This window comes from Roseateles sp. FW305-36, assembly GCF_058787015.1.
Map to the genome: position 1 here is coordinate 26,037 of NZ_JBYSZK010000018.1, position 12,149 is coordinate 38,185.

The 12,149-nt window shown below is 69.2% G+C and carries 11 protein-coding genes and 1 pseudogene; 8 read left to right on the forward strand and 4 right to left on the reverse strand.

Annotated features, from left to right (window positions below; genetic code table 11):
* Nucleotides 1–101: 101 nt before the first annotated feature.
* A complete protein-coding gene (locus AC3WOE_RS25820) occupies nucleotides 102–770 on the forward strand; it encodes a PEP-CTERM sorting domain-containing protein (RefSeq protein ID WP_492694561.1) in 669 nt (222 codons plus the stop codon).
* A gap of 142 nt (nucleotides 771–912) precedes the next feature.
* Here AC3WOE_RS25820 and AC3WOE_RS25825 read toward each other — a convergent pair whose 3' ends face one another.
* Nucleotides 913–1,899, reverse strand: coding sequence for a hypothetical protein (locus tag AC3WOE_RS25825; RefSeq protein ID WP_492694562.1), 987 nt, complete (start codon nucleotides 1,897–1,899; stop codon nucleotides 913–915).
* 61 nt (nucleotides 1,900–1,960) lie between these two features.
* Nucleotides 1,961–3,298, reverse strand: a complete 1,338-nt coding sequence (locus AC3WOE_RS25830) for a methyl-accepting chemotaxis protein (protein WP_492694564.1) — start codon at nucleotides 3,296–3,298, stop codon at nucleotides 1,961–1,963.
* Between the two features lie 105 nt (nucleotides 3,299–3,403).
* On the opposite strand from AC3WOE_RS25830, the gene AC3WOE_RS25835 reads away from it, so the two are divergent.
* The 4 genes and pseudogenes from AC3WOE_RS25835 (at nucleotide 3,404) to AC3WOE_RS25850 (ending at nucleotide 6,858) form a co-directional block, all read left to right on the forward strand.
* A complete protein-coding gene (locus AC3WOE_RS25835) occupies nucleotides 3,404–4,033 on the forward strand; it encodes a TetR/AcrR family transcriptional regulator (RefSeq protein WP_492694566.1) in 630 nt (209 codons plus the stop codon).
* A 10-nt stretch (nucleotides 4,034–4,043) separates the two neighbouring features.
* Nucleotides 4,044–4,988 carry an HlyD family secretion protein gene (locus AC3WOE_RS25840; protein ID WP_492694568.1) on the forward strand — a complete coding sequence of 315 codons (945 nt, stop codon included), beginning with the start codon at nucleotides 4,044–4,046 and terminating at the stop codon, nucleotides 4,986–4,988.
* Nucleotides 4,985–5,647, forward strand: a pseudogene (gene ccmA, locus AC3WOE_RS25845) (heme ABC exporter ATP-binding protein CcmA); the annotation flags it as partial. The gene AC3WOE_RS25840 and the pseudogene ccmA, both read left to right, overlap by 4 nt.
* A gap of 83 nt (nucleotides 5,648–5,730) precedes the next feature.
* Nucleotides 5,731–6,858 (forward strand): ABC transporter permease, encoded by a 1,128-nt coding sequence (locus tag AC3WOE_RS25850; RefSeq protein WP_492694570.1) that lies wholly within the window; start codon nucleotides 5,731–5,733, stop codon nucleotides 6,856–6,858.
* Here the strand turns inward: AC3WOE_RS25850 and AC3WOE_RS25855 are convergent, their stop codons facing one another.
* Complete coding sequence (locus AC3WOE_RS25855) at nucleotides 6,859–7,485, reverse strand: glutathione S-transferase family protein (RefSeq protein WP_492694572.1); 627 nt, start codon at nucleotides 7,483–7,485, stop codon at nucleotides 6,859–6,861.
* Between the two features lie 120 nt (nucleotides 7,486–7,605).
* On the opposite strand from AC3WOE_RS25855, the gene AC3WOE_RS25860 reads away from it, so the two are divergent.
* Nucleotides 7,606–8,241 carry a DUF6515 family protein gene (locus AC3WOE_RS25860; RefSeq protein ID WP_492694574.1) on the forward strand — a complete coding sequence of 212 codons (636 nt, stop codon included), beginning with the start codon at nucleotides 7,606–7,608 and terminating at the stop codon, nucleotides 8,239–8,241.
* A 1-nt stretch (nucleotide 8,242) separates the two neighbouring features.
* On the opposite strand, the gene AC3WOE_RS25865 is transcribed toward AC3WOE_RS25860, so the two are convergent.
* Nucleotides 8,243–9,223: an XdhC family protein gene (locus AC3WOE_RS25865; protein WP_492694576.1), complete on the reverse strand. Its 981-nt coding sequence runs from the start codon at nucleotides 9,221–9,223 to the stop codon at nucleotides 8,243–8,245.
* 99 nt (nucleotides 9,224–9,322) lie between these two features.
* Here AC3WOE_RS25865 and AC3WOE_RS25870 point away from each other — a divergent pair, with 99 nt between their 5' ends.
* Together AC3WOE_RS25870 and AC3WOE_RS25875 are read left to right on the forward strand one after the other, a co-directional pair.
* Nucleotides 9,323–9,793, forward strand: a complete 471-nt coding sequence (locus AC3WOE_RS25870) for a (2Fe-2S)-binding protein (protein ID WP_492694578.1) — start codon at nucleotides 9,323–9,325, stop codon at nucleotides 9,791–9,793.
* 1 nt (nucleotide 9,794) lies between these two features.
* On the forward strand, nucleotides 9,795–12,149 hold the full coding sequence (locus AC3WOE_RS25875) for a xanthine dehydrogenase family protein molybdopterin-binding subunit (RefSeq protein ID WP_492694579.1): 2,355 nt from the start codon (nucleotides 9,795–9,797) through the stop codon (nucleotides 12,147–12,149).

The window sequence follows — 12,149 nt, forward strand, 5'->3', positions numbered from 1 at the left end:
CAACCCACAGGCAGACACTGGGTTCGGGTCCGTCTGCATGCGGCGTCCACGCCGAGACAGGCGCTCCAACAAGAGCAACCAACCCGTCGGGGGACATCCGCATGAAGATCAAGTCGCAAATCGCGGCCGCTGTGGTGGCGATCGCCTTTCCTCTGGTGGCCGGCGCCATGCCGGTCATGTGGCAGTTCAGCGGGCATATCGACGCCGTGTCGGGGACCGTGGGCGCGCCCATTGCAGCGGGCGACGCCTTCACCATCGACGTGGGTTTCGACACCAGCGCCAACTTTCTCGGCCAGAACGGTGGGCGCTACCGCTACAACCCGGCCTCGATCACCTTCAGCATCATGATCGGCGGCCTGGGTCCCTTCACCTCGGGCTTCAACCCGGCGGCCGGCGGCAGCCTCTTCGTTCGCAACGACGCGGTGCCGCCCGATGCGTCGGCGCCGCCCCTGGTCGACGGCCTGACCTTCGGCCTGAACGACTTCAACGACGCGGGCGGCATGTCGGCCCTCAACGTCATCATGCGCAGTGGCGATCTCGGCATCTTCAGCAGCGGCGCCCTGCCCGGCAGCCCCGATGCGCGGCTGCTGGCCGGCTATCTGCACGCCTTCCAGTTCTGTTCCAGCAGCGCCAATGATCCCGGGAGCTGCGACATCGCCCAGGTCGACGGCACGCTCGAAGGCGTGCGGCTGCTGCCCGAGCCGGCCAGCCTGGCGCTGCTGGCGACGGGCTTCGCCGCCCTGGCCATGAGTCGCCGTCGCCGGGCCTGAGCCCGCTGCAGCGCCCGCCAGCAGCTGCACCTGCTGGCGCAGACTGCTGGCCGCAGCGGCGGGCTGCTGTATCGCCGCGCCGGCGTGCTGCGCCGGCACCGCGTTGCTGCGCGCGGCGTGAGCTCGCCTTTGGTCTCGACCATCAGGTCGCCGGCGAAGGGGCAGGTTCGCCGACGCTCCGACGGCGCACGGCTTCACGGAGCCTGTAGGCTTCAAAGAGCCGCTGCGCCCGCTGCTCGGCGGCCTGCAGCTGCGCCGCGGTCAACGACGGGTCCGCCGCATCGGCGCCGAGGAGTTGCTTCACGGCCAGCGTGGGCCTGAAGAATCGGGACCAATCCTCGTCCTTGGCCCAGCTCTCCTCGAAGAGGTCCGTCGCACGCTGATAGGCATGCCTTGCTTCCGGACTCAACCCCGTTGGCGTGCTCACGTTGGCCAGCGCATACATGGCAACCATCGATCCGGCATCCGCTTCCTCACGGATGCGCTGACGCAAGACCTGCAGTTGAGCCGGGTCGGTCTTGTCGCCCTGCGTCTCCACCAGCCATTCCAGATAGCGCTGCGCGGCTCCCTCGACAGCCCCATCCAGCGCCTTCTGCAGCAGCGCAGGCCGCATGGCGCGTGTCTGCGCATCCAGGCCCTGGCAGTGGCGCTGCTCCTGCTGCGAGATCTCGATGAGTCGTCGTTCGTCCAGACCGAACAGCCCCAGCATCTTCTTCACGACCACGTCCTGGAACGACTGCTGGCTCTGGGCCTCGAAAAGCTCGGCGACGCGCCGGTCGACCTTCAGGCAACGGTCGATCAATTCCGCCGCCGTCAGTGCGGCTGTCGGCGTGTCTTGCGCCAGTGCATCCTGCACCTCCCTGGCGAGGTCACGTCCTCTGTACGTCGCCGGAATCGTCAGGGGCAGGGGGGCCTTGCCACCCGTGTCGCTCGAGGCTGGGTGCGTGTCGGCCAGGCTGGCGGCCTCCACGACAGGGGCCGCTCGCCCCGGTGACTCGGCGGCACGATCCGGCTTCGGCGCGTCCGCTGGCCCTTCCACCGCAACCCACGCCACGATCAGCGCCACGATCAGCGCGAAGACGGCCAACGCCAGTGCGCCGGCTCGGCGCCTCAGCTTCCAACCCGCCATGCATCCACTCCCTGGACTGCCAGTGATGCAGGCAGTCTAGGCGGACCGCCCAGCCAGGTCGTTAGTGAGAATTGCCATCCAGCCTGAACTGCGCGACCGCCCCTGTCAGCAGCTGCAACTGCTGCTTGAGGCTGTCGGCCGCAGCGGCGGACTGCTCGACCAACGCGGCGTTCTGCTGCGTCATGTCGTCGAGCTGGCTGACGGCGCCATTGATCTGGCCGATGCGTGCGCTCTGGTCGGCCGCGCCGGCGGCGACCTCGCCGATCATGTCGCTGACCTTCTGCACGTTGTCGACGATCTCCTGCATCGTCGCGCCGGCGTGCTGCACCAGCCGTGTCCCGGTCTCGGTGCGCTCGACGCTGGCGGTGATCAGCGATTTGATCTCGCGCGCCGCCTCCGCGCTGCGCTGTGCCAGCATGCGCACCTCGCTGGCGACGACCGCGAAGCCCCGGCCCTGCTCGCCCGCGCGCGCCGCCTCGACGGCGGCATTCAGCGCCAGGATGTTGGTCTGGAAGGCGATGCTGTCGATCAGCCCGACGATGTCGCCGATGCGGCGCGAGCTGGCATTGATCTCGTCCATGGTGGCAACGACCTCGGAGACTTCCTGGCCCCCGCGCTGCGCCACCTCGGCGGCTCCGGCAGCCAATTCACGCGCCTTGCCCGCCGCATCGGCGCCGTGGCGAACGCCCTGGGTCAGCTCGTCCATGGAGTTGGTCGTGCGCTGCAGGCTGGTGGCCGTGCGCTCGGTGCGCTGGCTGAGGTCGTGATTGCCCGCGGCCACCTCGTCGCTGGCCGTCTCGATGCTGAACGCCGAGGTCTTGACCTGGCTGACCAGCCCCCGCAGGCTGGCCTGCATCGCATCCAGGGCACGCAGCAGGTCGGTAGCCTCGTCGCGGCCCGCGATGCGGATGTCGTTGTTCAGATCACCGCCCGCGATGGACTGCGCCACCGTGCAGGCATAGCGCATCGGCGTGGTGATGGTGGAAGAGTTGACCAGCGTCAGCGGCACCACCAGCACCAGCACCAAGGCCAGCACGCCCAGGGCGCGCCAGCCGGTGCGCTGCACCTCGGTGGCGACCTCGGCCTGTGCCGCATGGGTCCGCCGCTCCTGGGCACCAACCAGCGCCTGCGTACGCTGCTCGATCACGAGCAACGCCTCCCGCGGGCGATCCGGCAGGCCCTCCTGCTGCCGAACTTCGGCCAAGGCCTGGCCGATGGCGGTGAGCTGCTGCAGCTCGCGCGCCGTCTGAGCCGAGGCCTCGGCGTTGAGCGCCGTCAGCTGGCGGCCACCCAGCAGGCCGACCAGGCCGAGGGCGGCAAACATCAGCAGCACCATCGCAATGGCACCGCGCATGCGAGTTCGGATGGTGAAGCTGCGCATCCAGATCGCGAGGTCCATGGTTTCTCTCCTTACCAAGCGGTCATGCTAGGGCGCCGACGTGGACGGCGACCTGCGCTTGATCAAGCTTGCCGTTTACTGAACACTTGACCAATAATCGCCGGCATGCCCCGCCCCAGCCAGGATCAGGACCAGGCCCTGCTCGCCGCCGGCGCCGCGCTCTATCCGGAGCTCGGCTGCGCCGGCCTGTCGGTGCGCCGCGTGGCCGATGCGGCCGGCGTCAACCCGGCCATGGTTCACTACCACTTCGGCAGCAAGGACGCCTTCCTGCGCGCGCTGCTGCAGCGGCATTACGAGGACATGTTCGGCGCGCTGTCGCTGAACAGCCAGGGCGAGGCCGACGTGATGGAGCGCCTGGCCGCCGCGCTGATGGGCGTGGCGCGCTTCGTGCGTGAGCACCGGCCGCTGATCGCGCGCGTCTGGGCCGATGCCCAGGCCGGCCAGGCGGTGGCGCAGGACTTCCTGCGCGCCAACGCGCAGCGCCACCTGGGCGTGCTGCTTGCCCTGCTGCAGGAGGCCCAGGCGCTGGACCGGCTGCCGCCGCGACCGCTGCTGACGCGCTTCTCCTTCCTGATGGGGGCCGTCATCGCGCCACTCATCCTCGTCGGTGGCATGAAGTCCATAGCCGCCGTGCCAGTTGCGCTGCTGGCGGCGGTCGATGAAGAAGTGCTGTCCGACGCGGCGCTGCAACGACGTATCGAATGGGCGCTGCTCGGCCTGGCCAGCGGCGTCTGAGGAGTCGACCATGAAACGAACCGTGCTGCTGCTCATCCCCGCCCTGCTCGCCGGCTGCAGCGACAAGCCGCCCGAAGGCTGGACGGGCTACGCCGAGGCCGAGCTGGTCTATATCGCGCCGCCTGTGGCCGGCCGGCTCACCGACCTGGCCGTGCGCTCGGGCGAGGCCGTCGCGGCCGGCCAGGCGCTGTTCGCGCTGGATGCGACGCCGGAGATCGCGGCGGATGCGGAGGCCAGCGCGCGGGCCCAGAGCGCCCGCGCCCAGGCCCAGGACGCCGACAAGGGCCGGCGCCTGCCGGAGCTGGCCGTCACCCAGGCCCAGCTTGACCAGGCCCGCGCCGCCGAGCGCCTGGCCGGCATCGACCTGACCCGCCAGCAGGAGCTGCTGGCCAAGGGCTTCGTCGCCCAGGCCCGCGTGGACGACGCGGCCACCGTGCTGGCCCAGGCCCGCGCCCGCGTCGTCGAACTGGACGCCGCGCTGCAGGTGGGCCGCCTGCCGGCGCGTGAGGACGAACGCAACGCCGCCCGCGCACTCGCCCAGGCCGCCGAGAGCGGCCGCGCGCAGACGGCCTGGCGTGTCGAGCAGAAGCGCCAGAGCGCACCCATGCCCGCCCGCGTGCAGGACGTCTTCCTGCGTCCCGGTGAATGGGTGGGCGCCGGCCAGCCGGTACTGGCCCTGCTGCCGCCGGCCAACCGCAAGGCGCGCTTCTATGTGCCGCAGTCGGTGGTCGGCAGCCTCAAGCTGGATGCGCCCGTCAGCCTGCATTGCGACGGCTGCGGCGCGGCCATCCCCGCGCGCATCAGCTTCATCGCCAACGGGCCGGAGTACACGCCGCCGGTCATCTACTCCAACCAGCAGCGCGACAAGCTGGTCTTTCTCGTCGAGGCCCGGCCGGTGAAGGCGGATGACGCGGAGCGCCTGCATCCCGGACAGCCCTTGGACGTGACGCAATGAGCGACCTGGCCATCGACGTCAAAGGCCTGAGCAAGTCCTACGGCGGCCGAAAGGTCGTCGACGGCGTCGACATGCGGGTTGCCACCGGCCGCATCGTCGGCTTCCTCGGCCCCAATGGCAGCGGCAAGACCACCTCGCTGCGCATGCTGTGCGGCCTGCTGACGCCCGATGCCGGCGAGGGCCATGTGCTGGGCCTGGACTTCCGCCGCCAGGCGCCCGAGGTCAAGCGCCAGGTCGGCTACATGACGCAGAAGTTCGGTCTCTACGAAGACCTGTCGATCCGCGAGAACCTGGACTTCATCGCGCGGCTGTTCTCGATGGAGAACCGCAAGCAAGCCGTCGACGCGGCGCTGGAGCGCCTGGGGCTGAAATCGCGCGAGAAGCAGCTCGCCGGCGCACTGTCGGGCGGCTGGAAGCAGCGCCTGGCGCTGGCGGCCTGCCTGCTGCACAAGCCCAAACTGCTGCTGCTCGACGAGCCCACGGCCGGCGTCGACCCCAAGGCGAGGCGCGAGTTCTGGGACCAGATCCACCAGCTCGCGCAGGAAGGCATCACCGTCCTCGTCTCCACCCACTACATGGACGAGGCCGAACGCTGCAACGAGCTGGTCTACATCGCCTATGGTCGCGTGCTGGCGCGCGGCACGGCGGCGTCCATCGTCCAGGAGGCCGGCGCCGAGGATCTGGAGGACGCCTTCGTCAAGCTGGTCGGGCAGGCCACCGACAACTTCAGCGAAGCCGCCTGATGCAAGCCCTGGCCCGAACCTTGGCCATCGCGCTGAAGGAAGTGCAGCAGATGCTGCGCGACAAGCTGACCTTCGCAATGGCGGCAGGCGTGCCCATCATGCAGCTGGTGCTGTTCGGCTATGCCATCAACACCGACCCCAAGGGCCTGCCGACCGCCGTGGTCAGCCAGGATGCCAGCCCGATGGCGCGCAGCCTCGTCGCGGCCCTGCAGACCAGCGGCTATTTCCATGTCGTCGAGAGCGGCGTCGCGGAGTCGCGTGGTGACGAGTTGCTGCAGCGCGGCGACATCCAGTTCCTCGTCGTCGTGCCCGACGACTTCGGCACCCGCATCGTGCGCGGCGAGAGGCCCGCGGTGCTGATCGCCGCCGATGCCACCGACCCCTCGGCCGCCGCCAACGCCATCGCGGCGCTCAGCCAGCTCGGCCAGACGGCGCTGAACCGCGACCTGCGCGGCACCCTGGCCTCGCGGGCACCGCAACCCCTGCCCTTCGAGGTGCGCATCCAGCGCCGCTACAACCCCGAAGGCCTGAGTCGCTACAACATCGTGCCCGGCCTCGTCGGCACCATCCTGACGATGACCATGGTCATGCTGACGGCCCTGGCCATGACGCGCGAACGTGAGCGCGGCACGATGGAGAACCTGCTGGCCACGCCGGTGCGGCCCTTCGAAGTCATGGTGGGCAAGATCCTGCCCTATGTGGTGCTGGGCTATGTGCAGCTGGGCGTCATCCTCGGCGCCGCCTGGCTGCTGTTCAGCGTGCCCATGGTGGGCAGCCTGCCCCTGCTGCTGGCCATGATCGGCGTCTTCATGCTGGCCAACCTCGGCGTCGGCTTCACCTTCTCGACACTGGCCAGGAACCAGCTCCAGGCCCTGCAGCTGACCTTCTTCTTCTTTTTGCCGTCCATGCTGCTGTCGGGCTTCATGTTCCCTTTCCGCGGCATGCCGCAGTGGGCGCAATACCTCGGTGAGGCGCTGCCGCTGACCCACTTCCTGCGCATCGTGCGCGGCGTCATGCTCAAGGGCTCGGGCGCGGCCGAGCTTGCCCCAGAGCTGTGGCCCATGCTGGCCTTCCTCGTCGTCGCCGGCAGCGTGGCGCTGCTGCGCTACCGGCAGACGCTGGACTGATCAATAAACCGGATCAGGCAGCTTTTCCTTGGCCACCACGCGTTGCGTCGCCGGCCGCTCGAACACGCGCTTCAGATAGGCGCCCAGGGCCGGTCGCGTCTTGGCGGGGTTGTGCTGCATGCGCGTCCAGCGGCACAGCATGAAGGCCAGCGCGTCGACGGCGGTGTACTGCTGGCCCAGGAACCAGTCGCCGCCATGGCGGGCCAGTTCGGCGTCCATCTGGTCCAGCATGGGCGCGACCTGGGCCTCGGCGCGCGCCTTGACCTCGTCGGCGTTGCTGGCCATGCGGTCCGGGTAGAAATAGTGGATCAGCATGGCCTGCAGGGTGTTGGTCAGCCAGACCATCCACTTGTAGTACTGGGCCCGCTCGGCCGTGCCGGGCGCCGGGCAGAAGCCCGGGTGGCAGTCGGCCAGGTGCATCAGGATGGCGGCCGTCTCGTAGAGCACCAGGTCGCCGTCGACCAGCACCGGAATCAGGCCGTTGGGATTGAGCTTCAGATAGGCCGGCGACTTGTGCTCGTTGTTGGCGCGGTCCACCTGGCGCAGCGTGTAGGGGATGCCCATCTCCTCGAGCAGGATATGGGGCGCGAAGCTGGCGTTGCTGGGGTAATAGTGCAGTTCGATCATGGCGGCGACAGGCAGGGGACAGGTGAAGCAGTCAACTTTACGTGGCCGCAATGCCCGGGCAGTCCACCCGCGCGACGCTGGCGGCGTTGGCCATCCACCCCTGACTTCGGGTTGAAGACGATGAAGACTTCTCTGCTCCACACCACCGCCGCGGCGGCCCTCGCGCTGTGCGCCGCCTTCTCTGCCCCGGCCGCCCATGCCGCCGTGCACGCCAGCGTCAACATCGGCATGGTGTTCGACAACCGCTACCACCACGACCACTACTACCCCGCGCCCGGCTATGTGGCGCCCCATGTGCCCTATGGGGCCGTCATGGTCGGCGCGGGCCCCGGCCGCTACTGGTTCCATGGCGGCGTCTGGTACCGGCCCTATGGCAGCAGCTATCGCGTCGTGCTGCCGCCCATCGGCCTCGTCATCCCGCTGCTGCCGCCGGCCTATGTGACGCTGACCCTGGGCGGCCTGCCCTACTACTACGCTGGCGGCGTCTACTACCGTGCCGTGCCCGAAGGCTATGCCGTCGTCACGCCGCCGCCCGAGGCCGCCACGGCCCAGGTCATGCCGGCGCCTGCGCCCCCGCCGCCCAAGGCCGAGCCCATCATCTACCCGCGCAACGGCCAGTCGCCGGAGCAGTTGGAGAACGACCGCCGCGAGTGCAACCGCTGGGCGACCACGCAACCGAATGCCCAGGCCGACGCCAGCGTGTTCAACCGCGCCGTCGAGGCCTGCATGGACGGGCGCGGCTACACGATGAAGTGATTCAGACGGCGCAGCCGGCCTCGGGACGAGCGCCGGCTGCGCGGTAGCGCACCGCCGTCATCTCCGCCAGGATGCTCAGCGCGATCTCCGGCGGCGTGCGCGCGCCGATGTCCAGGCCCACGGGGCCGTGCAGGCGGTCGAGTTGCGCTTCGGTCAGCCCGAAATGTTCGCTCAGCCGCGCGCGGCGCTTGGCCTGGTTGACGCGCGAGCCGATGGCGCCGACGTAGAAGGCGGCACCCTTGAGCGCCTCCATCAGCGCGAGGTCGTCGAGCTTGGGATCGTGGGTCAGCGCCACGATGGCCGTCGCGCCGTCGGCCTGGAAAGCCATGACGACGTCGTCGGGCATGTCGCGGGTCAGCGCGACGCCGGCAATGGCGAAGCCGTCGGCGTATTCGGCGCGCGGATCGCAGACGGTGACGGCATAACCGAGGGCCAGGGCCATCTTCGCCAGGTAGTCGGTCATCTGGCCAGCGCCGATGACCAGCAGCCGCCATTGCGGGCCGTGGTGGCTGACAAGTTGCGCGTCGGTCAGCGCCAGTGTGTCGGCGCCGGGTTCGGCGGCGGCGAGCGTCGCGGCACCGGTCGTCAGGTCCAGCGTGCGGCGCACACGCTCGCCGCGTTCCAGCCGCACCAGCAAGTCGTCAACGCCGGACTGTGGCCCCAGCGGCTCCAGCATCAGCTCCAGCGTGCCGCCGCAGGGCAGGCCAAAGCGGCGCGCTTCCTCGGCGCCAACGCCGTAACGCAACGGCGTCGGACGGGCCAGCTGCAGGAAACCGGCGCGCAACTGGGCGACGAGGTCGTCCTCGATGCAGCCGCCGGACACCGAGCCTGCAATCAAACCGTCATCCCGCACCGCCACCAGCGAGCCCACCGGCCGTGGCGCCGAGCCCCAGGTGCGCGTGATGGTGCCCAGCACGACGCCACGTGACTCGGCCCGCCAGCCGGCAGCCGTGCGCAGCACGCTGAGATCGAGGTTGTCCATGGACCTGCATCCCCAAACGAAATTTCAACAAGGGTAATCGGCAATCACAAGCCGTGGGGCCGGCCCGAGCATGACCCCACAACCCCACGGAGACAAGCGATGAAGATCCAGCTCACGGTCAATGGCCGTGCGGTCAGCCGCGACGTGACGCCAGACCAACTGCTGGTGCAGTGGCTGCGCGAAGACCTGGCCCTGACCGGCACCCATGTCGGCTGCGACACCGCCCAGTGCGGCGCCTGCACCGTCCACCTCAACGGCCGCGCCGTGAAGGCCTGCAGCATGCTGGCCGTGCAGGCCGACGGCGCCAGCATCACCACCATCGAAGGCCTGGCGGCCAATGACGGCACGCTGCACCCCATGCAGGCCGCCTTCAAGGAATGCCATGGCCTGCAATGCGGCTTCTGTACGCCGGGCATGGTCATGAGCGCCGTCGACCTGGTGCAGCACCACGACTGCTCCAGCGAAGCCGCCATCCGCGAGGGGCTGGAGGGCAATATCTGCCGCTGTACCGGCTACCAGAACATCGTGCGCGCCGTGCAATCGGGTGCTCAAGCCATGAAGGGGGTGTGACATGAACTCACCCAAGGAAGGCTTCATCGGCCAGAGCGTCAAGCGCCGCGAGGACGCGCGCTTCCTGACCGGCCGCGGCCAGTACACCGACGACATCGTGCTGCCGCGCCAGACCTATGGCGTCTTTGTGCGCAGCGCCTATGCCCACGCGCGCCTCAAGCGCGTCGACACCGCGGCGGCGAAGGCAGCCGAGGGCGTGCTGGGCGTCTACACCGGCGAGCATTTCCGCGAGGTCGGCGGCCTGCCCTGTGGCTGGCTGATCACCAGCACCGACGGCCAGCCCATGAAGGAGCCCAAGCACCCCATCCTGGCCGACGGCAAGGTGCGCTATGTGGGCGACGCGCTGGCCCTGGTGGTGGCCGAGACTCTTGGCCAGGCCAAGGCCGCGGCGGCGCTGGTGGAGGTGGACTACGACGAGCTGCCTGCCGTCGCCGATACCGCCACGGCCGCCGGGCATGCGGGCACCGTGCATGACGAAGCGGCCGACAACCGCTGCTACATCTGGGGCTGCGGCGACAAGGCCGCGACCGATGCCGCCATGGCCTCGGCAGCCCACGTCACCCGGCTCGAGTTCCGCAACAACCGCCTGATCCCCAACGCCATCGAGCCGCGCGCCGCCAACGCCAGCTACAACCCGGCCGACGACGCCTATACCCTCTATGTCGCCAACCAGAACCCGCATGTCGAGCGCCTGCTGATGTGCGCCTTCGTGCTCGGCATTCCCGAGCACAAGCTGCGCGTCGTGGCCCCCGACGTCGGCGGCGGCTTCGGCTCCAAGATCTTTCTGTACGCCGAGGAGACGGCCCTGGTCTGGGCCAGCAGGCAGCTGGGCCGGCCCATCAAGTGGACGGCCGAGCGCAGCGAGAGCTTCCTGAGCGACGCCCATGGCCGCGACCATGTGACAAGGGCCGAACTGGGCACCGACAAGGACGGCCGCTTCGTCGCCATGCGCGTGCACACGACGGCCAACCTCGGCGCCTATCTGTCCACCTTTGCCTCCTGCGTACCCACCATCCTGTACGCGACGCTGCTGGCCGGCCAGTACACGACGCCCAAGATCTATGCCGAGGTCACCGGCGTCTTCACCAACACCGCGCCGGTGGACGCCTACCGCGGCGCCGGCCGGCCCGAGGCAACCTATGTGGTCGAGCGCCTGGTGGAGACGGCAGCACACGAACTGGGCATCGACCCCGCCGAGATCCGCCGCCGCAACTTCATCAAGGAGTTCCCGTACGCGACGCCGGTCGGCCTGACCTACGACACCGGCGACTACGACGCGACGCTGACGCAAGTGCAGAAGATCGCCGATGTGGCCGGCTATGCCGCACGCAAGGCGGTCAGCACCTCCAAGGGCCTGAAGCGCGGCATCGGCTATTCGACCTATATCGAAGCCTGCGGTCTGGCGCCGTCGAACGTGGCCGGCGCCCTGGGCGCCCGCGCCGGCCTGTTCGAGGCGGGCGAGGTGCGCGTGCATCCGACCGGCAAGGTCACCGTCTTCACCGGCAGCCACTCGCATGGCCAGGGCCATGAGACGACCTTCGCCCAGATCGTGGCCGACCGCCTCGGCATTCCGCTCGAGGACGTCGACATCCAGCATGGCGACACCGGCAAGATCCTGTTCGGCATGGGCACCTATGGCAGCCGCTCCCTCGCCGTGGGCGGCAGCGCCATCCTGAAGGCGGTGGACAAGGTCATCGCCAAGGGCAAGAAGATCGCCGCCCATCTGCTGGAAGCCGGCGAAGGCGACATCGAGTTCAAGAACGGCGAATACCGCATCGCCGGCACCGACCGCGCCATCCCCTTCGCCCAGGTCTCGCTGACGGCCTATGTGCCGCACAACTACCCGCTGGACAAGCTGGAGCCCGGCCTCAACGAGAACGCCTTCTACGACCCGAGCAACTTCACCTATCCGGCCGGCAGCTATGTCTGCGAGGTGGAGGTGGACCCGACGACGGGCCGGGTGCGCATCGACCGCTTCAGCGCGGTGGACGACTTCGGCAACATCGTCAATCCGATGATCGTCGAGGGCCAGGTGCACGGCGGCCTGGCACAAGGCATTGGCCAGGCGCTGCTGGAGCACGGCGTGTACGACGCCGACAGCGGCCAGCTGCTCAGCGGCAGCTATATGGACTACGCCATGCCGCGCGCCGACGACCTGCCTTCGTTCAACGTGCAGACCGCCAAGGGCACGCCCTGCACCCACAACCCGCTGGGCGTGAAGGGTTGCGGCGAGGCCGGCGCCATCGGTTCGCCGGCGGCGGTCATGAACGCCGTCTGCGACGCCATCGGCGTCAAGGACCTGCCCATGCCGGCCACGCCCTGCACGGTGTGGACGGCAATGCAATCCGCCAAGTGA